Origin of the sequence: Bacillus sp. AF62 (assembly GCF_050312695.1) — a bacterium.
In the GTDB taxonomy this organism is placed as follows: domain Bacteria; phylum Bacillota; class Bacilli; order Bacillales; family Bacillaceae_G; genus Bacillus_A; species Bacillus_A cereus.
In genome coordinates, this window is sequence record NZ_JBNPJZ010000053.1 from 10535 (window position 1) to 34490 (window position 23956).

A 23956-nucleotide genomic window follows, 5' to 3' on the forward strand; every position below is an offset into this window, starting at 1 on the left:
CGTTTCTTTCATACACTAAGAATAGTATGAAAAAAGAAGGTGACTAAGGTGAAATTACATAAAGCTCTTCAGCCAAGTTTTATAAAACGAATGTACTATATGAGATTTTTAGGGAAATTTACAAAAGCTGAAAAAGAGAAGAGTGGAGAGAATTTCTTTGTACAATGCTTATCGCCAATACCATTCACTTTACAGGAACAATTTGCAAATGAACCCTATGTATTTGAAGGATTATGTAGTAATAAAAAGAATGAAAAAATCTTTTTGGAATTAAAGAAGAGGAAATTAGAAAAGCAATTAGTGATGTTTCGTCTTTATTATGAAAGAGGAAATGTATACGTGGAGTTAATATGTACAGAAGAACCGAAAGAAATAGCAAGCAGCTATAAAATGATTCCGGCACCTAAAGTTACAAATAATAAAAAAAGAGAATCTTTAGAACGAAAACTTAGCAACGGTTATTTATCATTTCTTATGCCAAAATTTCCGAAAGACTTTGAGCCTCCCGAATTATTGTGGCACGATGGAAGACTGTATGGAAACATATCCTTAAAGTCATCAATTAGCTCAATCGCATATTTTGAACAGAAACGTGAATGTAAATATATAAACTGCAGTGACTGGACGAAGTATGTAGAAATAGCGGTAGAAGATCAATTATATTTTGTAAGTGATCATGTGTATGAGCAATTAAAAAAACGAATGCATGAAGAAGGTAAGCTAGTTGAAGTAGAGGATATAAAAGTGCAAAAAGATGAATGGGAATGGGATGAGCGTGAATCGTCCTTTTTACAGTATGTACAAAGTATGGTGCATAATAAAGGGCTATATTTGGATGCAACGGATATATATAATTTCCATATAAGTGTAAAAACAAATATGTTAACGATTCTTGGTGGTATACCGGGCGTTGGGAAATCACGTTTTGTGCAAACTTATGCAGAAGCATTAGGATTACAGTATGGGGAAGAATTGGTTTGGATTCCAATTTCACCATCGTATCAAGAACCACATGATTTACTTGGTTACCTTCATCCAAATGGTACTTTTATTGAAAGTGAAACGAAGTTAGTTAGGACGTTAATGAAGGCGAAAGAAAATCCCAATCAACTGTATATAATCGTTTTTGATGAAATGAACATGTCACATATTGAGCATTGGTTTACTCCATTTTTATCTGTTATTCAACTTGAAACAAAAAATCGTATTTTAAACTTGTATGAGGGTGTTCAGGACATTGAGAATTCAATTCCATCAACAATTGAAATTGGAGAAAATATTATATTTGTAGGTACTGTGAATTTTGATGAAACAACGAAAGAGCTCTCCGATCGATTATTAGACCGAACGAACTTAATAACGTTACAAAAAATTCCGTTTTGTGAGATGGGCATGGAACTGGGGAAAGTCGTATTACACCCACCTTTGAAAGTAACAGCGGGAGAATTTCGGATAAATTGGATGAGAAATAAAGCGATGATTGAAGTGTTTTCTGAAGAAGAATTAGAGCTATTAGATAAGTTGCATGTCGTATTGTCATCACATGATGCGTCTAAGGGAATTTCTTTCCGATGTGCAAACGCAATTGCGACTTATTTGCAAAATATACCGTTCCAAAATAACCATACCTATATGATCAGTAGAGAAGAAGGGTTTGATTTACAAATAAAGCAGCGTGTATTGACGAAAATCAGAGGGACCGAAATGATGGTTGGTTCTTTACTTTCTGAAGAAGCAAAAAGGGGAGCGACCTTAGTACCTCTTTTGCAATCTGCACTTGCAAACAGAGTATCTACATTTGAACACTCTTTAGCATATATACGAGAAAAACGTAGGGAACTGGAGTTGTATGGATATGCAAAATGAAGGGCGTTACGAAACAAAAATCGTTGATACGAATGAAACGCTCCCTTTTGTATTAAAGTTAATCATTGGAAATGAGGGGAAAGGAGATTATATTTTATTAAATCGTCTTTGTACATCTACTACAGCATTAGTTCAATGCATTTATAAAGTACAAGAATTAAAACCGATTAGATTGCAGTACAATTATGAAATCCCAATGAATATTACTTTTATATGGAATAAAGTATATGAGGGACAGAAAAATATAAAAGAGGCTCAATATGAAATAAATGAAAAAAAACAAAGAGTATTAATATATGAACATGGGAAAACAGAATTCTTTTATCCATGGCGCTGTGGTTTATACCATTTTGAAGTGCGTATAGAAGATACAACGTATTATGGTGCTTTTCAAATCGTACCGAAAAATTTTTTTGATGATCAATTTGAAATGATTCAAGACTATGTGAAGTCAATTTTAAATGAGTTGATTTTGGATAGAGGTTATTATAAAAAGACTTTCTCTGCACTTAGCGATATTGAGGATTCTTCTTATTTAGTTTTGCTTAGAAAGTTACCCCAAAAAATGAAGATGATAAAGCAAATCTTTAAGAAAATAGAATCAAGCTCAAAATTTATAAATGCATATAAATGGGAAGGAAAAGAGAGAAAGCCAACAAGAAAAGGAACCATAGTGGCAGAAAGAAAACCTTATGCAAAACATTATAATCGTAAGTTTATGGAACAAAAAAATAGTAAGGAAAATGCATTTCTTAAATATAAATCGATGCAATTTTATCATTATTTAATTGAAGCTAAAAGTTTTTTACGTCAAACAATTGAAATATTAGAAAGAGAAAAAAAGAAAAAATCAGAAGAGTTTCAAGCCGTAAAAACGATTATACAAACAATTGAGCGTAATGGATCAGTAACCGATAGAGAGAAGCAAAAATATAAAAATATACATTTACTAAAAGAAGCCGATTTACGAAAGAGCTCAATGAAAATACAAGAATATAAAATATTGGCGCACATTGTTCATGAAAATGTACAATACTTTCAAATGTTAATGCACTCCTCGTTTTGGAGGGAAGTTACTGAAACAAGTAACATGAACTTACATGATTTACCGATACCACATCAACAATTACTACATCATTTAGAAGTACTCCCGCAATATACGGATCAATCTCCATCGTTATTATTTGTTTATAAGCCAACGTTTTTAGTGTATGAATATTACGCTTTTTTTATCGTTATTTCAATTTTAGAGCAAATTGGTTTTGAGGCTAGAAATTCCATTCGTGAACAAATACAAGAACATTTTTATGTAGATGGATTACAAGATGGAACGACAGTAGTTTTACAACGAGATGATTTAAAGGTACATGTCGCATTTAATGACTTAATTGAAACACATCCTCTTATTGCATTAAGTAAAGGGAGTAATTTTTACAATGGTGAGGATACGAAGAAGCCAGATATTCGTTTAGACTGTTATGTAAAAGAAGATGGGAAATACGTATATAAATCTTCTATTATTATTGAAGTGAAGTATAGTCCAATGTACAATATTTTTCAGCACGTCGGAAATACGAAAGCAACTGAGCAAATGTATAAGTATTGGTCTATAAAGTATGTAGAAGAACAGGATGGAAAGCGAGTCTATTATCGAAGGTCAATTTATGAAGTCATTTGTGTATATCCAGGAAGCCATATGCATAGTAAAAAAATTGAGTCTGGATGCGGTGTTTTCTTGCAGTTATATCCATATAAGACGAAACAAGGGGAAGAGAAATTAGCTGGAAAACATGGGATGGTACAAATTTTTGAAAAGTGGTTAAAAAGCATTGAGAAGTAAAAGAAATCCTTTTTCATAAAGGATTTTTTTAGATTAAGAAGAATTATATGCTGTATGGAAAGAAACATATTGTAAGTTAGATTTGAAAAGTGATACAAATGTGTTATTAAAAGGAATGTGAGCGCGGGATAAAAGTCGATTAAATTGGAATCTAATTCATTTTGCAGAATATAATAAGTAATAAATATTTTTAGTTGCATACGAAGATTTGTTCTTATATGATAGATAGTGAAAGCGTTATCAAAAACAGAGCGACGATGGGAAAGGCGGTTAAATATGTTCCAGCGTGTTCAAACAAAGGAAGAGCATTTTGGGTTCGAGCAACTATGGGGAGATTTTTGTGAAGAAAGAAACTTAATGTTCGTAGAACGTAATTTAAATCCATCACGATTTTTATTAATAGAAGATGAACATCCTATTGGTACAGTAGAATGTATTAAGTATACGGTACCTGAACAATCAAATTCTGAGTTTTTCTATCCGTTTTCTAAAAATGATTTAGTAAAAGATTTGAAGAATGTGTATGAAATAGGCAAGTTAAGTATTTCGAAAACGTCTCGTGGGAGAGGACATTTCAAAAGGCTAACAGCTATTTTATTTATACATGCGTTAGAAACAAAAGCTGAATGGTACATTGCAGCAGTAACAAAAAGAATGTATATGTATTTACTTACACTCGGTTTTCCAATTGAACCGATAGATAATCCATTTCAGTTTCATGATACTTTACAAGGTGTACCAGTAAGAATTCATGCTCGAAAAGGGGTTACGCATTTGTATTCTTTAAAAGAATTTCGCGATGTGATTCAAGGGAATGCTCATGCACAGGCATTAATTGCAGAATACAGTAAAAATATTATGTTAACGAAATAAAACGAAGTGAATATGTATAATAAAGAGAAAAATATTTTTATAAGATATAACTCTTCATTAAAAAAGACCCTTATTATTTTAATAAGGGTCTAAAAATTATAATCCAAATATACTAAAAATCATTTTGCGGCGCTTTGGTTTCTTTTCTCGTTCGTATGTTGGTTTTGAATCAGGAGTAATATAAATGGGTTCTTCTTTCGTTAGGGCAGCTTCTAATTTTTGAATTCGTTCTAACATTTCCTCCATTTCACGACGGTGTTGTAAAAGTTGGTACGTGACGACATCATTTGCCTTATCTTGCATTTGTTCTTCCATTCGATCGAGTCTTCTCGTCATAGTGTTTAATTGATCAGCTAATTGTTCAAAATCATTCGATGATATGTTTTGAACAATTGTATTGACTTGAGTTTTTAATTCTTCAACCTCATTTGAGGAAGTCTTTTGAGTAGGTTGAGGATTTTGAGACTGCTCTATTTGAAATAGATGGTGTTCTAACATTTGATCGACATCATCTTGTGTGAAAATAAAGTGGCCATATTTGTTTTTTTCTATCGTAAGATTTAATTGTTGCGCGATCCGGACAACAGCCTTTGGGCTAACACCTAATTTTTTTGCGATAAATGGTGTTTTATATTCCAAAATAATCCCTCCTATATATATCCTGTTGAATGATTTCGAGCTATGAAGTAAGTTCCCTTCTAGTGCGACAAAAGAAGTGTGGAATCGGCAAAGAAAGTGTTTTTTCACGAAATTGAGTTGAGAAGAATAGTTCGTTTAAATAAAAATGTTTTATCGTAACATTTAGAATAATTTGACGATTGTAAATGAATTAGATTATCATAATGATAAATATCTTTTTTATGTATGCATATAATATATAAAAAGGTGGTTGCTAATGTAGAATTTTGTTAGAGTATTAGAATGCTTACTTCACTTGAATAAAATTAAGTAGGAGGTGGCTTCCTTGCTTACAATGTAAGTAAGGAAAAGTATTTGGACATATATAGTATAAGTATAGTGATTGTTTTAATTGCCTTAACGGCATTTTTCGTTGCAGCAGAATTTGCAATTGTTAAAGTGAGAAGTTCACGAATTGACTATTTAATTGCAGAAGGAAATAATCGTGCAACATCGGTCAAAACAGTCATTACAAACTTAGACGAATATTTATCTGCTTGTCAGTTAGGAATTACTGTTACAGCTTTAGGAATTGGGTGGTTTGGTAAACCTGCGTTAAAGCAAATGTTTGATACGCTTTTTGCAAATTGGAATATCTCTACTCAACTAGCAGACATTTTTGCTGTAACTTTAGTATTTTTGTTAATTACTTTTTTACATGTTGTAATAGGGGAATTGGCCCCAAAAACATTTGCAATTCAAAAATCTGAACAAGTGAGTTTGCTTGTTTCTAAGCCGTTAATTTTCTTTTATCGTATTGCATTCCCATTCATTTGGCTATTAAATGGTTCAGCTCGAATCATTACGAAGCTGCTAGGGCTGAAACCGCCGAAGGGGCATGATGAGGTTCATTCAGAAGAAGAATTACGGTTGTTAGTTTCAGAAAGTTATAAAAATGGTGAGATTAATCAATCTGAATATAAATATGTAAATAAAATTTTTGAATTTGATGATCGGATTGCAAAAGAAATAATGGTACCTCGAACTGAAATGAATATTATAAGTAAAGAAATGCCCGCTGAAGAAGCTTTGCAAAAAATGTCTCGCGAAAAATATACAAGGTATCCAGTTGTTGATGGCGACAAAGACCACGTAATAGGTTTTGTGAATTTTAAAGATATTTTTACTGAGTTTGTACAACATAAAGCTGTTAATAAGAAGACAGTAGAGCAATATATGAGACCAATTATTTTAGTTATCGATTCTATTCCAATTCATGATTTGTTTTTAAAAATGCAAAAAGAAAGAACACATATTGCTATATTGATAGATGAATATGGTGGGACATCTGGACTTGTTACTGTTGAAGATATTTTGGAAGAAATTGTTGGAGATATTCAGGATGAGTTTGATACGGATGAGCAGCCAGAAATTCAAAAGGTTAGTGAAACGAAGACGATACTAGAGGGAAAAGTACTTGTTAGTGAAGTGAATACGTTATTTGGTTTAGGGATTGATGATGATGGTGTTGATACAATCGGTGGTTGGATTTTAACGAAGAATATAGAGATTGCTGAAGAGGATTCCATTGAAATTGAAAATTATAAGTTTTGTGTGAAAGAATTAGATGGACATTATATAAAAAGATTAGAAGTTACAAAGATAGTAGAATCGATTGTTATTTTAGAAGATGAAAAACAAATTCCGTTACAAGAGCAAATTAGCTCGTAAACTCTGCTATATAGCAGAGTTTTTTTGAGCATAATGTTTTTTGAGGGATAAGGGCTATGATACAATGACATAAGTTGAACCTTTCACTAGGTGAAGTATTGTTGTATACATATATTTGGAAGGAGAAGAAGTATGAAAAAACATTTATATATAAACGGAAATTGGAAATCTGTAAACACGTATAAACCATTATACGCACCATATTCTGAAGAAACATTAGCGGAAATTGCACAAGGAACGGAAGAAGATGTAAAAGAGGCTGTTACTGCTGCAAAAAATGCAATGATAAAAATGAATAAATTATCTGCATATGATCGTGCGACTATTTTAGAGAAAGTTGCACAAAAAATGGATGAAAGAAGAGAAGAATTTGCAGAGATTATTGCAAAAGAAGCTGCAAAACCAATACGTGCTGCAAGGGGAGAAGTAGATCGTACTGTTCAAACGTACAAATTTGCAGCTGAAGAAGCGAAGCGTATATATGGTGAGACATTGCCATTAGACGCCGCACCTGGTGCGGATGGGCGTATTGCATATACAATCCGAAAGCCGATTGGGGTTATAGGGGCTATTACACCATTTAATTTCCCGTTAAATTTAGTAGCGCATAAAGTTGGACCAGCAATTGCTGCTGGAAATACAGTTGTATTAAAGCCAGCTGATCAAACGCCATTATCATCTTATGCATTAGTTGAGTTATTTGAAGAGGCAGGATTGCCAAATGGAGCTTTAAATATCATTTCTGGCCCTGGCGCCACGGTTGGTGAGGCAATCGTCAAAAATGATTACGTTGCTTCTATTACTTTTACCGGAAGTCCAAAAGTTGGAATCGGAATAAAACAAAAGGCTGGGCTAAAACGAGTTACGTTAGAACTAGGTTCAAATGCTGCTGTTATTATTGATGAAGATGTAGAGTTAACAGATGAAATAATTGAACGTGTAAAATGGGGAGCATTTGTTAATAATGGGCAAGTTTGTATTTCCGTACAACGTGTTTTTGTACATGAAACGAAAATGCATGAATTTCTCTCGAAGCTAAAGAAAGCGATGGAATCAGTTGTTGTTGGTGATCCACTGCTTGAGGAAACGGATGTATCAGCTTTAATTTCAAAAAAAGATGTAGAGCGAATTGATATGTGGGTTCAAGAAGCAATCAAGGAAGGAGCAACTGTTTTATGCGGTGGTAAGAAGCGGGATGCAAGAATTTTTGAACCGACTGTATTAACAAATGTTCCAGATCATGTATCTGTGCAGTGCCAAGAAGTATTCGGTCCACTCATGACAGTAAATACATTTAAAGAATTTGATGAAGCGATTGAGCAAGTAAATAATTCGCGTTACGGCTTACAGGCAGGAGTATTTACAAATAATTTATTTAAAGCAATGCGTGCAATTGATGAGCTAGAGGTTGGTGGTGTCATGATTAATGATATTCCAACGTTCAGAGTAGATCATATGCCTTATGGTGGTGTGAAAGAAAGTGGCACGGGGCGCGAAGGAATTAAATATGCAATAGAAGAAATGACAGAAATGAAATTAGTATGTATTAAAAAATAAAATAGAAAACTTAAAATTTGCGCTAAAAAACGAGTAGGGAATGTTTACGATTCCATACTCGTTTTTTTACGCTTTTAGTAACTATTTAATTAAGTGTAACTTTTACTTCATTTCTTGTTTGAAAATAGTATCTTCTACATAAATTTGTTCTTTATCTACAGCAGTAGCATGAGTTAATACTAAACCGATTGGTGTTTCTGTATCTTTATTTTGAACAATTGTAAAAGGAACATTTTTTTCGTTTGCTAATTTAATGTATTTTGATAAATGTGGGTAAGCAATGCTACCATTTAGGAGGAGTTGTAATGATTGAGAAGAGCGCATGCTACCTGCCACTTCAGAGTATACATTACTTTGCATTACTTGACCGATCGTTAAAGCGATTTCTACACGCTCACGTAATGTAGTTAAATACATATTACGTTCTTCTGGTTTGTTTTGCTTTTGGCCGTAAATGCCTTCTTGGAGATAATCTTCCACATTTTTATTTACCATATTTTTCACACCTTTCATTTTCTATTGTACGCAAGAATTAAAAATGATGCAAAAAAAAGTCGTTTTGACTACGGAAATAATGAAAATATGTGAAGGAAAAAGGGAATTTGCATACAATTAGTTAAATAAGAAAGAAAAAATAATTTTATCAACAGAAATTAACAAAATGTGACAAAAATCTATTAACGAATCGTATTTTTTGTGTTAATATTCAAAATATAAAGGGTATTCGTCGTATGGAAATGGAGGGAATGGAGGTTTTTCCAATCGATAAGGATATTAAAGAAATATTTTGTTCACACTTGAAAAACAATAGGCACCAATTCGTAGAGAACTGGAAAAACAAAATGATAATTTCCGAAAAAGATCCATTTAAACTAGAAGTAGTTCAAAATGGAGAGGATTTACTAGAGTTAATTATCGAACTTACTATGGAAGATAAAGATATAAATTATCTTCAACCGTTATGCGAGAAAATTGCTATTGAACGTGCTGGAGCAGATGCGAATATTGGAGATTTTGTTTATAACGCAAACGTGGGAAGAAATGAACTTTTCGAAGCGATGTGTGAATTAGATGTTAGCGCTCGTGAATTGAAACCAATTATGGCAAAAATACATACTTGTTTTGACAAATTAATTTATTATACTGTTTTAAAATACTCGGAAATTATATCGAAGAATTTAGAGGAAAAACAGCAATATATTAACGAAACACATAAAGAAAGACTGACGATTTTAGGACAAATGTCAGCTAGTTTTGTACATGAATTTCGTAATCCGCTTACTTCCATTATGGGGTTTGTCAAATTATTAAAGGCAGATCATCCGAGTTTATCGTATTTAGATATTATTTCGCATGAATTAGATCAATTAAATTTTCGTATTTCGCAATTTTTACTCGTATCGAAAAAAGAAATGTGGAATGAATCGGAACGGTTTTGGCTTAATGACTTGTTTCAAGACATTATACAATTCTTATATCCGAGTTTGGTCAATGCGAATGTTTTGATTGAAAAGAATTTACCGTATCCAATTCCGCTTGTTGGTTATCGAAGTGAAGTGAGACAAGTATTTTTAAACATATTAATGAATTCAATTGATGCTCTTGAATCAATGAAAGAAGAACGAAAAATTATCATTGATGTATTTGAAGAAGATCAAGCTATTCGAATTGTGATAAAAAATAATGGACCAATGATTCCAGCTGAAAATGTAGAAACGATTTTTGAACCATTTGTAACTACTAAAAAGTTAGGAACTGGTATTGGATTATTTGTATGTAAACAAATTGTGGAAAAACATAATGGATCCATTATGTGTCGATCAGATAACGATTGGACAGAATTTCAAATTGCATTTCAAAAATAAACAGTCTACACCAAATGAATGGTGTAGACTGTTTTAATTTGTAAGTATAACGGCTTCTAATTTAGGATCTTTAGTTGAATAACCTACTATTGAAATTGTATAAATAACATTTGGTTCAACATTGAATTTCGGTATAGTCAATAAAACGTTTTTATTATCTGCGAGTGAAATTTCAATATCTGCTGTACCAGGGCTAACTTGTAAAAAATCTGTTATTTGTTTAAAGAGTACATTTTCAAATAAATGATCTCCATCTTTTAAATCTACATTTACAACAGGGGTATCTGGAGAGAAATGTGCAAAGCGTATTTTAGCTTGACCAGCTGGTAAATGTGTATTATCAAGTATAGGTTGTAATTGTAGGTGATTATCACTATTTATTGCAGCAAGAGTATAAGTATGATTTCCCATTATTGGTACCAATGCTGAAAAGATTGGAGTTTCATTTCCGACAGGGACAATATCTATACGGTATTTACCTTGCACTAATGATAAATAAGGGCTGAATTGCTTAAATGAAATACTTTTAATAACCTTTTGTCCGTTTACTAAAATATCAACCGCTGATATATTTGGATCGGCATGAAAAATTCTTATATGTGACGGTAAAGCAGCTTCTTGTGAATCCCTTTTCTCATGCGCCTGTACAAGTTTTGAAAGTGCATCGCAATATTTCATATATAATTCTATATATTTTTTAGGATTACGAAACTGATAGTAACGTGCGAGCTGTTCGTATTGCGTAACTTCTTGTCCATATTTTTCAATTTCAGATTGAGACATGAACATTCCTCCTTTGTCATCATTAAAACTATATGAGAAGCAAGAAAGCGGTTATGCGAAAAAAATAATTTTATAAAGGGAATATTAAAAATTGACAACTAATATGTCGTCATAAAGAGCTGCTGGTGCTTACGAGTATTTGGCAGAGTAAAGCAGTACATATGACTGCACGAAAGTAAAATAAATGCCAAATTGAAACTGCATTTCAATTAACATATTGAGTACATGTCCAGCAATCGCTAGAAAACTAGAGTTTTTTTTAATTATAGGCAAATACACATACAAAGTGATAATTGTCCTACATAAATTATAAAGGAAAGGTAGTTTGAATCTGAGGAAAGGGGTGCCACTTCGGGATAGGGATATCCCGATAGTAATTGTGAATGAAGTTATGAAAAGGTTTTGTCTTATAGGCTGTAGGATGAATTTGTAAACATGATTTTTCTATTTATTTTAGCAATTGACAGTATTAACCCATAAGAGAGCGTCATGACGAACTGATTAGTGTGGTTAATCGGTTCTTTTTTTATAGTTTAAAAATGAAAAGTTTACATATTAAATATGAATCTGAATTGGTTAGTAAGGTGGGGTGTCGAAATTTGTTTTAAAATATGCAATTTAAAGTAGGATATTAGGAAGGAGTTTAACGGGAGTTCCGTCGAAGTGTACAGAATGTCGGCATTTAAGGGCAGCTGGCATTATGCTATAAAACCATTTGGTGATGTAGTCATTTCATATAAAAGGGAGGGTTATTTGGGCGTATAGAAAAGGATTGGTCTTCGCTTTGAGTTCTGAATTTTCTGTTTTATAAATATTTTTAAGCACTCATTTGTATATTTTATAATAGTTTTTTGATAAATTCACTGCTTTTGCAGAGGATTCTTTTTTATGAAAGAAACGTCAATTTTCTTCATATATATATACAAATTGGAGAAATGGGGGAGCGCTATGCGCGATTACTTAATTAAACCACTTGTTGGTCAGCCGTATCCAATGATTTCACATGGAAAAGGTGTTTATTTGTATGATCAAAATGGTAATAAATATTTTGATGGTTCGTCAGGAGCAATTACGGCAGGTATTGGGCATGGCGTAAAGGAGATTGCAGACGTTATTAAAAAGCAAGCTGAGGAGATTGCTTTTGTTTATAGATCACAGTTTACGAGTGAACCAGCTGAAAAATTAGCAAAGAAGTTAAGTGATTTAAGTATAGGAGATTTGAACTGGAGTTTCTTTGTAAATAGTGGTACGGAAGCAAATGAAACAGCTATGAAAATTGCAATTCAGCATTTTCAAGAGCGAGGTATTCAAGGGAAACATAAAATATTATCAAGATGGATGAGTTATCACGGTATTACGATGGGTGCGTTATCGATGTCTGGTCACCCACTACGTAGACAACGTTTCGTATCTATTTTGGAAGATTATCCGACTATACCAGCTCCATATTGTTTCAGATGCCCTGTTCAAAAGGTATATCCAACTTGTCAGCTGGCATGTGCGACTGAACTAGAAAGATCAATTGAAAGAATTGGTGCAGAGCATATTGCTGCTTTTATTGCTGAGCCGATTATCGGAGCAGCTGGAGGTGCGGTTGTTCCGCCGAAAGACTATTATAAAGTCATTAAAGATATTTGCGACCATTACGATATTTTATTTATTGCGGATGAAGTGATGACTGGGCTTGGTCGTACTGGAGCATGGTTTGCAATGGAGCATTGGGGTGTAGAACCGGATATCATGACACTTGGTAAAGGGTTAGGAGCGGGATATACACCGATGGCAGCGACAGTTGTAAGTGATCGTGTTATGGAACCAATATTACGTGGGTCACGTTCAGTAATGAGCGGTCATACGTTAAGTGCCAATCCATTGTCTGCAGCAACGGCTTTAGCTGTTATTGAATATATGGAGAAACATAATCTCCCTGAAAAAACAGCAGAAAAGGGAGAGTATTTAATAAAAGGCTTACAGAAAGTTCAGCAACAATCGACAATCATTGCTGATGTGCGCGGAAAAGGGTTGCTAATCGGAGTAGAATTGCAACCGTTTACAAAAGCGTCGGAGCTTATTTCAGTTGCAGCTAAAAATGGCCTACTTTTATACCAAGCAGTTTCAGGGCAAGCAGGAAAAGAAGATAGTGCACTGCTTGTAGCACCGCCAATGACAACTACATATTCCGAGTTAGATGAATTACTTTCAATTTTCTCTAAAAGTGTGGAAGAGATGATGCAAAAAGGAGGGCATAGTATCGCATGACAACTATTACAAATACATTCGGTAAATTAAAAGAAATTGAGGAAGTAATTTCTTTGTTCCATGATGATATGACATTAATGTTTGGGGGATTTGGAGGGATTGGATCCCCTCCATCTTTAATACAGGCAATTTTAGAAAAAGGCGTTACAAATTTAAATTTGATTGGAAATGACACTGGATTCCCTGATGTAGGTATCGGTCGTCTTGTTACAAATGAAAGAGTTAAATCACTAATTACTTCTCATATTGGCTCCAACCCAAATGCAGGAAGGCAACTAAACGAGGGAAGATTACAAATTGAGTTTTCTCCGCAGGGAACATTAGCAGAGCGCATTCGCGCTGGTGGCGTTGGTCTTGGTGGTGTTTTAGTTGATGTTGGTGTTGATACGATTGTGGAAGAGGGAAAACGAACAGTTGAAATGAATGGTAAGACCTACTTAGTTGAAACAGCATTAACTGCTGAAGTTTCAATTGTATATGCGAAAAAGGCAGATCCGTTTGGTAACCTTGTATTTGACAAAAGTGCACGAAATATGAATCCTCACGTAGCGATGGCTGGGGATATAACAATTGTAGAAGCAGAAGAAATAGTCCCGCTTGGAAGTTTAGATCCAGAGGAAATTGTCGTTCCAGGTGTTTTCGTAAATTATATTGTACCGTCGGAAGGAGTGAACTGGAAATGGGTATGGGCGTAGAAGTGAGGGATAAGATTGCTAGGCGAGCGGCGAAAGAAATACAAAATGGCATGATTGTAAATTTAGGTATTGGCATACCATCGCTTGTACCAAATCATTTGCCTAACGATATAAATGTTATGTTTCATGCGGAAAATGGAATCGTCGGTATGGGACCAACGCCAAGTAAAGGGAATGAAGACGAAAATTTGTGTAACGCGGCAGGTTTACCAACTTCTCTTATAACAGGAGCGAGTTATTTCGATAGTTGTACAGCGTTTGGTATGATTCGAAAAGGTTTGCTAGACATAACGATTCTTGGTTCATTACAAGTAAGTGAAAACGGTGATTTAGCAAACTGGATTGTACCTGGAAAACGTGTTCCAGGTATTGGTGGAGCAATGGATTTAGCACAAAAAGCGAAGCGGGTCGTTGTTGTGATGAATCATGTTGATAAGTACGGAAGTGCAAAAATTATTTCAGAGTGTACATTGCCATTAACTTCAAAGAAATGTGTAGATTTAATTATTACTGATATGGCGGTCATGGAGGTAACTCCGAGTGGACTTATATTACAAGAATTAATGAGCCCATACACAGTAGAAGATATAAAACGACATACAGAAGCTGATTTTCAAATTAGTTCTAACTTACTAGTAATTGAATGAAGGGAGATGTAATATATGGAGCAATTAAAAAAGCAAGTTTGTGATTATATTGAGAGCCATGAAGAGGAAAGTGTGAAATTTTTAAAACGATTAATTCAAGAAAAGAGCGTATCTGGTGATGAAAGCGGTGCGCAGGCGATTGTGATTGAAAAATTACGTGAATTAGGTTTAGACCTCGATATATGGGAGCCTTCTTTTTCTAAAATGAAAGATCATCCTTATTTTGTATCACCCCGTACAAGTTTTTCAGATAGCCCAAATATTGTAGCAACTTTAAAAGGAAGTGGCGACGGGAAATCTATGATATTAAATGGGCATATTGATGTAGTTCCAGAAGGGGATGTGAATCAGTGGGAACATCATCCTTATAGCGGTGAGAAAATAGGAAATCGTATATATGGCCGTGGAACGACGGATATGAAAGGTGGAAATGTCGCACTCATGCTTGCAATGGAAGCGATTATTGAATCTAGCATTGAATTAAAAGGAGACATCTATTTTCAAAGTGTAATAGAAGAGGAAAGTGGCGGAGCAGGGACATTAGCAACTATATTACGAGGATATAAGGCAGATGGTGTCATTATTCCAGAGCCTACTAATATGAAGTTTTTCCCGAAACAACAAGGTTCCATGTGGTTTCGTTTACGTGTAAAAGGGAAAGCTGCACACGGTGGAACACGTTATGAAGGGGTTAGTGCAATTGAAAAAAGTATGTTTGTTATAGAACATGTAAGAAAGCTAGAGGAGAAAAGAAATAGTCGAATTACAGATCCGTTATTTAAAGGGATTCCGATTCCAATTCCAATTAACATTGGGAAAATTGAAGGAGGGAGTTGGCCAAGTTCTGTTCCAGATGAATTAATTTTAGAAGGAAGATGCGGTGTTGCGCCGAATGAGACTATAGAGGCGGCAAAAGAAGAGTTTGAGAATTGGATTGTTGAATTAAATGATGTGGACAATTGGTTTGTTGAAAATCCAGTAGAAGTAGAGTGGTTTGGAGCGAGATGGGTTCCTGGTGAATTAGAAGAGAATCATGAACTCATTACAACACTTCATCACAACTTTGTTGAAATCGAAGGGAACGAACCAATTATTGAAGCATCTCCGTGGGGGACTGATGGAGGTTTATTTACACAAATTGCAAACGTACCAACAATAGTATTTGGTCCAGGAGAGACGAAAGTAGCACACTATCCAAACGAATATATAGAAGTTGATAAAATGATAGCTGCCGCAAAAATTATTGCATGTACATTACTAGATTGGTGTGAGGTGAGAAAATGAAATACTATGAATCTTTTAGAGAACAGACGAATTGTTATACAGTAGAAGGCGTTTTAGATTATTTTAATAAGCGTATTCGGGTAGATCACTATACAGGAAATGTTGAAAGTATTATACAGACAATTGACGAACTAGCAGAGGAACATTCTTTCACTAAATGTATTATTAAAGGAAAGGGAGAGCATGTTTCAACATGGCTCTCTTTCGGTTTTTTGTTGGAAGCAACGATACCTCATTATTTTCAAGGACACGATGCATACTTTTTTGTGAAATATAATAATGATGAAAGACGAAATAGTATGCATTGGACTGAGGAAGATACTATATTAAGCGGTGTAAAAGGAAAAGAAATAAAAGAAAAAGTAGTTCCAGAGAAATTTTTGCTGAGAAAAGCGACTGAAGAAGATGCAGAAGAATTAGCAACTGTATTCGGAAAAGTATTTGAAGTGTATCCGACACCTTTAAATGAAGCGAGTTATGTATTACAGACGATGAAAGAAGACGATACAATTTACTACGTATATGAATATGAGGGGAAAATTATTAGTACAGCATCTGCAGAAATGAATATAAAAGAAGGGAATGCAGAATTAACGAATTGTGCTACTTTACCTGAATATCGTAAACATGGATTTATGAAAAGTTTACTAATTAAATTAGAGGAAGAGCTTCGAGAAAGATCTATTTTCTGCTCCTATACAATTGCTCGATCGCTTTCTTTCGGAATGAATGCTGCATTTCATCAATTAGGTTATACGTATACAGGAAGACTGGCGAATAATTGCTACATTTTCGATAAGTTGGAAGATATGAATATTTGGGTGAAAGATCTATCTAGCTATTCGAAAGCAGTAAAACTTCCGCCTCAAAATTCGGCTGTAAAGCAAAACAGTTAGGTGGAGCTGGGTGTTCGAAAAGCTGTACTAATTAGAGTTTCGAGTTATCTAATGAAAAAATAAAATTGGTCAAAATTATAGAACGGAATCGTCATGCTTACAATCGCACATAGGTGTGCCTAAAATTCGGCATGTAATTGCTGGATTTTCGGCAAGAGGGGGGATGACATTGCTAGCAGTTTCGACACAAGAAGTCATTGAAGCGATTTTGGGCAGTATTGATGAGGCTATACACGCTGTAGATGAGAATGGAATTACAATATTTTACAATTCTGTAGCTGCAAAACACGATGGATCGAAGATTGAAAAAGTGTTAGGGAAACATCTGTTAGAAGCGTTCCCGTCTTTATCAAGGGAAACGAGTACATTGATGAAAGTACTAGATACAAAAAAACCTATCGTACATCAAGCACAGCATTATCAAAATTTAAATGGTGAAGATGTTTGTACAGTAAATACGACGTTACCTATTTTTATAGATGGGAATATTGCTGGGGCTGTTGAAATTGCAAAGGATTACTCTACAATTCAAAAACTTACTGACACAATTGTTGACTTACAGTCGAAAATAAAGCGATCATCTAGAAAAAAAGTGATTAAAAAGCATGCTGCATTTGAGACGATAGTGACAAATGATACGCGGTTTAAACAGACGAAAGAGTTAGCACAAAAAGTAGCACCAACAGACGCAAATGTTTTAATATATGGTGAAACAGGAACAGGAAAAGAACTGTTCGTACAAGCAATTCATGAAGCTTCTAAAAGAAAAAACAAGCCATTTATTGCACAAAACTGTGCAGCTTTACCAGAGTCGCTATTAGAAAGTTTATTGTTTGGAACGACAAAAGGAAGCTATACAGGAGCGATTGAAAGAGCTGGGCTATTTGAACTTGTTGATGGTGGTACATTATTTTTAGATGAACTGAATTCAATGCCTCTTGATTTGCAGGCAAAAATGTTACGAGTGTTAGAAGATGGAGTCATTAGAAGAATTGGTGATAATAAGACGAGAAAAGTAGATGTTCGTGTTATTACCGCAATGAACCAGCCTCCAGAAATATGTTTACGAGAGAATAAAATTCGCACTGATTTATATTATCGCTTAAACGTATTTTCATTATATATCCCACCGCTTCGTGAAAGAACTGAGGATGTACTATTATTAGCATCTTATTTTTTGAAAGAATATAATAAAAGTTATAAAAAAGGTGTACTTCAAATTGATGAGGAAGCGAAAGATAGACTGCAAGCTTATCAGTGGCCTGGAAATGTCCGAGAGTTAAAACATACGATTGAACATGCTGTTATTATTGCAGAAGGGAATACATTAACAGCCAATTGTTTACCACGTACATTTCGGAAAGAGAATTTTTCGAAGAAGAAGGGTATAATGCCACTTAGAGAAGCACTTCATCAAACAGAAAAAGAATTAATAGATCAAGCGTTGATTGAAACGGAAGGGAATATATTACAAGCCGCAAAAATGTTAGGTATCCCTCGTCAAACGCTTCAATATAAACTGAGCAAGTACGACAAAACCGCCGAATAATCGGCGGTTTTTGTGTGTTTGCACGAATAAAAGAGCGTTTACATATATAAAAAGTAATGAATATGATGTTAAGTATTGATTTCATACAACGCTTAAAAATATTTTTTCGCTTATGTAATAGGATTCTCCGCACATTTACTTATCAACAATGTAAAGTTGGCATAACTATTGCTTATATAAAGGATGAGCGTATAAAAAGGGGGAATAGCAATGTTACATGATGTATACAAACCAAATCGTCACTGGAAGGATATCGAATTATGGAAAGATGTTACTGAAGAGCAATGGAATGATTGGGTTTGGCAATTAACGAATACGATCAAAACGTTAGATGACTTAAGAAAAGTAATTAACTTAACACCTGAAGAAGAAGAGGGCGTTAAAATTTCAACGAAAACGATCCCGTTAAACATTACACCGTACTATGCTTGGCTAATGAATCCTGATGATCCACGCTGTCCGATTCGGATGCAATCAGTACCGATTTCGGAAGAGTTATATAAAACAAAATATGATTTAGAAGATCCGCTTCACGAAGATGAAGATTCACCAGTTCCAGGGCTAACACATCGTTATCCGGACCGTGTACTATTCTTAGTAACAAATCAATGTTCTATGTATTGTCGTTACTGTACACGCCGTCGTTTTAGTGGACAAATTGGAATGGGTGTACCGAAGAAACAATTAGATGATGCGATTGCTTATATTAGTGAAACACCACAAGTACGAGATGTATTAATCTCCGGTGGTGATGGACTTCTAATTAACGATAAAATTTTAGAATATGTATTAAAAAATTTACGAGAGATTCCGCATGTTGAGATTATTCGTATCGGAACGAGAGCACCAGTAGTATTCCCACAACGTATTACAGAAAATTTATGTAACATTATTAAAAAATACCATCCAGTATGGTTAAATACACATTTCAATACATCTATTGAAATTACTGAAGAATCGAAAAAGGCATGTGAAATGTTAGCGAATGCTGGTGTTCCAGTCGGAAACCAAGCAGTAATTTTAGCTGGTATTAACGACAGCGTTCCAATTATGAAAAAACTTATGCATGACTTAGTAAAAATCCGTGTACGTCCATATTACATTTATCAATGTGATTTATCTGAAGGTATCGGTCACTTCCGTGCACCAGTATCTAAAGGTCTTGAAATTATTGAAGGTTTACGTGGACACACATCTGGTTATGCTGTTCCGACATTCGTTGTTGATGCGCCAGGTGGAGGCGGTAAAATTGCACTTCAACCAAACTATTTAATCTCACAAAGTGCAGATAAAGTTGTACTTCGTAACTTTGAAGGTGTTATTACGACGTATCCAGAGCCAGAGAGCTATATTCCAGGAAGAGCGGAAGGATACTTTAAAGAGATTTATCCGAACTACGAAGAAAAACGTTCAGATGTTGGTATCGCAGGTCTTATGAGCGATAAGAAATTTAACCTCGTTCCAGACGACTTACAGCGTATGAACCGTCGTAAAGACTATGAAGATAATGATACTCATGCATCTTTAAAAGATAAACGTGATAAACGTGATCAATTAAAAGATAAAAAATATCAAGCACAAATGGCTAAATTAGAAGAAAACGACAAAAAAACTGAGGGTGATGCAGTATGAATTGTATGTGGTGTGACAGTACAGAAGCGAAAGAAAGCTTGAATACTGTATATTGGGAATTACCAGATGGTACGAAAGCCATTGAAATCCAAAAGACACCATGTATTTCTTGTTCCTCGTGCGGGATGGACTATCAATCAGACCATACAGTAAAAGAAATTGAAGATCAATTATTTTTAATTTACACGAAAGATTTACCAAAACAACTAACGTATGAAGAATTAATGGGAAGACCGCGTCTATTAAAAAGAAATTATTTCGACTTTTAACCAGCTTTTATGCTGGTTTTTTTCTTTTTTGCCTTGTATAATGTACCCAAGTTAGAAAGGTAGGGAATATTTTTGAAAAAGACATTTTACCATTATATGATGAAGCATCGTGCAGCTTTATTTAGAAATGAAATTTCAGATTTAGCAGAGGCGATGTATGATGATTTAAGTTTTCCGAAGCAATCTGAAGACTATGATGAAATTAGTTCATACTTAGAGTTGAGCGGAATGCTAGAAAGTATGTCTATATTTGATGAAGCCTGGGATTTATACATACAAGATAGATAAAAACTATTTGAAAACATACAGAATACATTACTTTGTTTAAAGTGAAGTATTCTGTATGTTTTTTATTATGAAATTTGTTGATTTAAAGCTAGTCTAGTTACTAGCTTTCTTTTGAGTGTAACGTAAATTTTATAAGATTATAATTTTTATTGAAAAAATTTATGAATATAAGCTTCTGTGATAAGCGTTTTTATGTAGGTTGCATATACTGATATCAAAATCACGACGTCAAAAAAAGGAGAGATAGAGATGGCAAGAAAAAAACAACCTAAATACAACGTAGGGGACATAGTCGTGATTACGCTATATGGAACCGTTGGGAAAATCACAAATATGAAGGTTTTAGATGGAGTTTATGTATACGAAGTCAATAATCACGATGGATTTTACGTAGAGCAAACATTGCAGCACGTTACAGAGCAAGATATGAAAAAGGGCGATACGGAGTGGATTGAATTAAATTATAATTTCACGTTTGGTGATCTTGTGCAAGTAACTGGATATGATAAAGATGTTTTCCGTATTGTTGGTTTTCGTACAGAAGTATGGAGATATAAGAATGACGCATGGGAAGATACAATTTATGAATTGTCACGGATTACGGATGGTGAATGGTTAGAAGCGGATGAGTCAGATTTAACGTTACTTGCGAATGCTCAAACGGCAAATGCAATTTTGAAGAAACTGAAACAAGATAAAGCAGGTATGAATAAATTAGATTTAGGTAAGTTAAAGTCAATTAACAACTCGAAAAAAGTGAGTGTTAAGACGAATCGTCAAGAAATCATTGATGGGTTACTTGATATTTATAACGATTATCAATTATTGTTCGATACATTTAAAGATGAAGAATATAAAATTGTAATGGATGTTGTTCATAATTATTTAGTTAAATTGACAGAGAAAAAATAGTTAACTAGAAAGAGAGAATAAATTGAACAACAACATATGCAGTATAAGGTATGCCTACAACTATTAAAAAAATAAAAAGCCACTTTATAAGAGAGTCTGCCCATTGATCTTCATGCATGAACTCTTCTTTTGTTTGTCCTACTTCATATTGATTTTCCATTATTGTTTCCCCCTTTGAATAGCTTGTACTACAATCGTATGCATCTCGTCCAAAGCTTATGACCTATAAAAAAATAAAATCTATTTTTCTAATCTCATATACATAATTTTGAGATTTTTTCATAAAACAGAAATAAAGGAGTGATGCTCATGAAGGAAATTGAAGTCGTGATTGATACGGAAGAGATTGCGGAGTTTTTTTATGAGCAACTAATTGAAAGAGGGTACGTCCCAAAACGAGAAGAAATTGAAGATCTCGCAGATATTACATTTGAGTATTTATTAGAGAAATGTATGATTGATGAAGTTTTTGATGAAGAGGATGAATGAAAGTAACGACGGGCATAACTCGTCGTTTTTTACTCTTTACAAACCTGTCACAAATATAGTCAATAATTATTGGTATAATGAAAAGGAAATTTTACTCAAGAGGTGAAGGAATGTTCAAAAAAATTATTGATTCTTTATTAGGAAAGAAAAAATATCGTTCGTATTCAAGTAGTGATTATCGTCGTAGAGGGCGCTCGTATTCAAGTAGCGATTATAAACGACGTTCATCTGGTTATGGACATCAACATTATAAAAGAAAACGTAAAAGCCGTAGCTTCTTTTCAAGTAGCTGATGAAATGGCGTCGTGTACTAGCTTTATTTGATAGACCACTGCGAAAAAATACAATTGTTGCAGAACGTTATAAAATTGAATCAGTAATTGGAATGGGCAGTTATGGGGTTACATATGTCGTTAATGATTTACAAATAAATAGATATAAAGTCTTAAAACAATTAAGACAAAGTAAACAAAGATATGAGTCTGGTAGAAAATCATTTGAACAAGAGAAAATGATTTTACAAACATTGAATCATCATGCAATTCCTAGTCTATATGATCATTTCATATGGGAGAAAAAGAGCTTCTTTGTAATGGAGTACATGCCTGGTAAAAATTTTGAAGATTATATTTTCATAGATGGGTATGTATATACAGAACGTGAAGTTTTTGAGATTTTATATAAAATATTAGAAATTGTATCGGTGTTTCATAGTGAAGGCATTATTCATCGAGATTTACGCATTCCAAACATACTAATGAAAGAAAATCAAATTAGTATTATTGATTTTGGATTGGCTAAATGGAAAGGTGAGGATGATGAGCGAGCTACAACTTACGAAGGTGAACAAGCTTTGATGCGAGAAGTTCACTTTCGTAGTGACTTTTATGCGCTCGGTCATTTCTCATTATTTTTATTATATGCAGGATATGAATCTAATGAAAAAAAGGAAAAACCATGGTACGAAGAATTAACTTTGGAAAATTATAATCGCGAAATGCTTATGCGAATGTTACAAATAAAAACGCCGTACTATGAGAATGTACAAGATTTAAAACAAGATGTAGCTTCTGCTTTAGAGAGGATGGAGACTCCATGTTTCAAAAGTTTTTAGCAAGCGTTGGTATTGGAAGTGCAAAGGTAGATACTGTTCTTGAAAAAGATGAGTATATTGTTGGGGAAGAAATAGTTGGAAAGGTTCATATAACTGGAGGTTCAGTTAGCCAACAAATTGAAAGCATTTACTTAACATTATCGACGTCGTATGTACGAGAAGTGGATGATAAAAAAGTAACAGCAACATATGATTTAGAGCGAGTACGCTTAACAGAACCTTTTTCTGTAGAACCGAATGAAAAAGTTGAAATTCCATTTTCTTTTCCAATGCCAATTGAAGCACCACTTACACTTGGTATGAAAACGGTTTGGATTCATACAGGTCTTGATATTAAACGTAGTATAGACCCAAGTGACCGCGACTACGTTCAAGTGTTACCCAATGCATTATTAAGTAGTGTTTTAAATAGTGTAAATGAATTAGGGTTTAAAGCACGTCATATAGAATGTGAAGAATTACCGCATCGATTACGTAAGCAAGTTCCATTCGCACAAGAATTTGAGTTTATTCCGGTTTCTGGAGAGCATTATGGGAAATTAGATGAATTAGAATTATTAATCTTGCCACGTGCATACGACCGACTAGAAATTATTATGGAAGTAGATAGAAAATCCCGTGGTTTAGCTGGATTATTCGCTGAGGCGCTTGATCTTGATGAGAAGGTGATTCGTTTTACCGTAACAAGAGAAGATATCCCTGAAATGAAGCAAAAAATTAATAATTATATTTTTTAATAAACTATGCATAAAAAAGAAATGGAGAGGAAAACTAAAACAACCGCTCCAT

Annotated in this window: 24 protein-coding genes; 20 read left to right on the forward strand and 4 right to left on the reverse strand. The window is 34.0% G+C overall.

All coding sequences use genetic code 11. From position 1 onward, the window contains the following. Window positions 1-48: 48 nt before the first annotated feature. The 3 genes from ACQRBL_RS10920 to ACQRBL_RS10930 all read left to right on the forward strand — a co-directional run bounded on the left by ACQRBL_RS10920 (window position 49) and on the right by ACQRBL_RS10930 (window position 4579). Window positions 49-1866 carry an AAA family ATPase gene (locus tag ACQRBL_RS10920; RefSeq protein ID WP_411996216.1) on the forward strand — a complete coding sequence of 606 codons (1818 nt, stop codon included), beginning with the start codon at window positions 49-51 and terminating at the stop codon, window positions 1864-1866. Then, entirely contained in the window at window positions 1856-3706 is a 1851-nt protein-coding gene (locus tag ACQRBL_RS10925; protein ID WP_001178725.1) for a hypothetical protein, read from the forward strand. Before ACQRBL_RS10920 ends, ACQRBL_RS10925 begins: the two co-directional genes overlap by 11 nt. A 276-nt stretch (window positions 3707-3982) precedes the next feature. Continuing rightward, window positions 3983-4579, forward strand: a complete 597-nt coding sequence (locus tag ACQRBL_RS10930; protein ID WP_000487795.1) for a hypothetical protein — start codon at window positions 3983-3985, stop codon at window positions 4577-4579. A 96-nt stretch (window positions 4580-4675) separates the two neighbouring features. Here the strand turns inward: ACQRBL_RS10930 and racA are convergent, their stop codons facing one another. Then, window positions 4676-5218 carry a chromosome-anchoring protein RacA gene (gene racA, locus ACQRBL_RS10935; protein WP_000456014.1) on the reverse strand — a complete coding sequence of 181 codons (543 nt, stop codon included), beginning with the start codon at window positions 5216-5218 and terminating at the stop codon, window positions 4676-4678. A gap of 354 nt (window positions 5219-5572) precedes the next feature. On the opposite strand from racA, the gene ACQRBL_RS10940 reads away from it, so the two are divergent. Together ACQRBL_RS10940 and ACQRBL_RS10945 are read left to right on the forward strand one after the other, a co-directional pair. Further along, the gene (locus tag ACQRBL_RS10940) at window positions 5573-6928 is read left to right on the forward strand and encodes a hemolysin family protein (protein WP_015055122.1); all 1356 of its coding nucleotides are present in this window, start codon (window positions 5573-5575) and stop codon (window positions 6926-6928) included. 132 nt (window positions 6929-7060) lie between these two features. Continuing rightward, window positions 7061-8485, forward strand: coding sequence for an aldehyde dehydrogenase family protein (locus ACQRBL_RS10945; protein ID WP_000716480.1), 1425 nt, complete (start codon window positions 7061-7063; stop codon window positions 8483-8485). A gap of 102 nt (window positions 8486-8587) precedes the next feature. Here the strand turns inward: ACQRBL_RS10945 and ACQRBL_RS10950 are convergent, their stop codons facing one another. After that, entirely contained in the window at window positions 8588-8980 is a 393-nt protein-coding gene (locus tag ACQRBL_RS10950; RefSeq protein ID WP_000247562.1) for a YueI family protein, read from the reverse strand. A 236-nt stretch (window positions 8981-9216) separates the two neighbouring features. Here ACQRBL_RS10950 and ACQRBL_RS10955 point away from each other — a divergent pair, with 236 nt between their 5' ends. Then, on the forward strand, window positions 9217-10350 hold the full coding sequence (locus ACQRBL_RS10955) for a BA2291 family sporulation histidine kinase (RefSeq protein ID WP_000425086.1): 1134 nt from the start codon (window positions 9217-9219) through the stop codon (window positions 10348-10350). Between the two features lie 33 nt (window positions 10351-10383). Here the strand turns inward: ACQRBL_RS10955 and ACQRBL_RS10960 are convergent, their stop codons facing one another. Next, a complete protein-coding gene (locus tag ACQRBL_RS10960; protein ID WP_000083276.1) occupies window positions 10384-11133 on the reverse strand; it encodes a DUF4397 domain-containing protein in 750 nt (249 codons plus the stop codon). Window positions 11134-12081: 948 nt separating this feature from the next. On the opposite strand from ACQRBL_RS10960, the gene ACQRBL_RS10965 reads away from it, so the two are divergent. From ACQRBL_RS10965 to ACQRBL_RS11010, 10 genes are all read left to right on the forward strand, one after another. Continuing rightward, window positions 12082-13392, forward strand: coding sequence for an aspartate aminotransferase family protein (locus ACQRBL_RS10965; RefSeq protein ID WP_023521850.1), 1311 nt, complete (start codon window positions 12082-12084; stop codon window positions 13390-13392). Then, window positions 13389-14087 (forward strand): acetate CoA-transferase subunit alpha, encoded by a 699-nt coding sequence (gene atoD, locus ACQRBL_RS10970; protein WP_000208107.1) that lies wholly within the window; start codon window positions 13389-13391, stop codon window positions 14085-14087. Before ACQRBL_RS10965 ends, atoD begins: the two co-directional genes overlap by 4 nt. Further along, window positions 14072-14734 carry a CoA transferase subunit B gene (locus tag ACQRBL_RS10975; protein ID WP_000525294.1) on the forward strand — a complete coding sequence of 221 codons (663 nt, stop codon included), beginning with the start codon at window positions 14072-14074 and terminating at the stop codon, window positions 14732-14734. Before atoD ends, ACQRBL_RS10975 begins: the two co-directional genes overlap by 16 nt. Before the next feature lie 15 nt (window positions 14735-14749). After that, window positions 14750-16018, forward strand: coding sequence for a peptidase (locus ACQRBL_RS10980; protein ID WP_000436692.1), 1269 nt, complete (start codon window positions 14750-14752; stop codon window positions 16016-16018). Beyond that, entirely contained in the window at window positions 16015-16914 is a 900-nt protein-coding gene (ablB, locus tag ACQRBL_RS10985) for a putative beta-lysine N-acetyltransferase (protein WP_000878589.1), read from the forward strand. Before ACQRBL_RS10980 ends, ablB begins: the two co-directional genes overlap by 4 nt. 163 nt (window positions 16915-17077) lie before the next feature. Further along, on the forward strand, window positions 17078-18463 hold the full coding sequence (gene rocR / locus ACQRBL_RS10990; RefSeq protein WP_023521852.1) for an arginine utilization transcriptional regulator RocR: 1386 nt from the start codon (window positions 17078-17080) through the stop codon (window positions 18461-18463). 210 nt (window positions 18464-18673) lie between these two features. Then, window positions 18674-20095, forward strand: coding sequence for a lysine 2,3-aminomutase (gene ablA / locus ACQRBL_RS10995; protein WP_000902145.1), 1422 nt, complete (start codon window positions 18674-18676; stop codon window positions 20093-20095). Further along, entirely contained in the window at window positions 20092-20364 is a 273-nt protein-coding gene (locus ACQRBL_RS11000) for a YokU family protein (protein ID WP_000995766.1), read from the forward strand. The genes ablA and ACQRBL_RS11000 overlap by 4 nt, the downstream gene beginning before the upstream one ends. A 72-nt stretch (window positions 20365-20436) precedes the next feature. Then, window positions 20437-20652 carry a YozE family protein gene (locus tag ACQRBL_RS11005; RefSeq protein ID WP_000750717.1) on the forward strand — a complete coding sequence of 72 codons (216 nt, stop codon included), beginning with the start codon at window positions 20437-20439 and terminating at the stop codon, window positions 20650-20652. Between the two features lie 249 nt (window positions 20653-20901). After that, the gene (locus tag ACQRBL_RS11010; RefSeq protein WP_000101498.1) at window positions 20902-21564 is read left to right on the forward strand and encodes a hypothetical protein; all 663 of its coding nucleotides are present in this window, start codon (window positions 20902-20904) and stop codon (window positions 21562-21564) included. A gap of 4 nt (window positions 21565-21568) precedes the next feature. On the opposite strand, the gene ACQRBL_RS11015 is transcribed toward ACQRBL_RS11010, so the two are convergent. Then, on the reverse strand, window positions 21569-21724 hold the full coding sequence (locus tag ACQRBL_RS11015) for a DUF3930 family protein (RefSeq protein WP_000431486.1): 156 nt from the start codon (window positions 21722-21724) through the stop codon (window positions 21569-21571). Window positions 21725-21873: 149 nt separating this feature from the next. Here ACQRBL_RS11015 and ACQRBL_RS11020 point away from each other — a divergent pair, with 149 nt between their 5' ends. The 4 genes from ACQRBL_RS11020 (at window position 21874) to ACQRBL_RS11035 (ending at window position 23904) form a co-directional block, all read left to right on the forward strand. After that, window positions 21874-22053 (forward strand): YozD family protein, encoded by a 180-nt coding sequence (locus tag ACQRBL_RS11020; protein WP_000658451.1) that lies wholly within the window; start codon window positions 21874-21876, stop codon window positions 22051-22053. Window positions 22054-22163: 110 nt separating this feature from the next. Next, the gene (locus tag ACQRBL_RS11025; protein WP_000473371.1) at window positions 22164-22346 is read left to right on the forward strand and encodes a hypothetical protein; all 183 of its coding nucleotides are present in this window, start codon (window positions 22164-22166) and stop codon (window positions 22344-22346) included. Continuing rightward, window positions 22346-23167 carry a serine/threonine protein kinase gene (locus ACQRBL_RS11030; RefSeq protein WP_000872060.1) on the forward strand — a complete coding sequence of 274 codons (822 nt, stop codon included), beginning with the start codon at window positions 22346-22348 and terminating at the stop codon, window positions 23165-23167. The genes ACQRBL_RS11025 and ACQRBL_RS11030 overlap by 1 nt, the downstream gene beginning before the upstream one ends. Continuing rightward, window positions 23149-23904 (forward strand): sporulation protein, encoded by a 756-nt coding sequence (locus ACQRBL_RS11035; protein WP_000486630.1) that lies wholly within the window; start codon window positions 23149-23151, stop codon window positions 23902-23904. Before ACQRBL_RS11030 ends, ACQRBL_RS11035 begins: the two co-directional genes overlap by 19 nt. Window positions 23905-23956 lie beyond the last annotated feature (52 nt).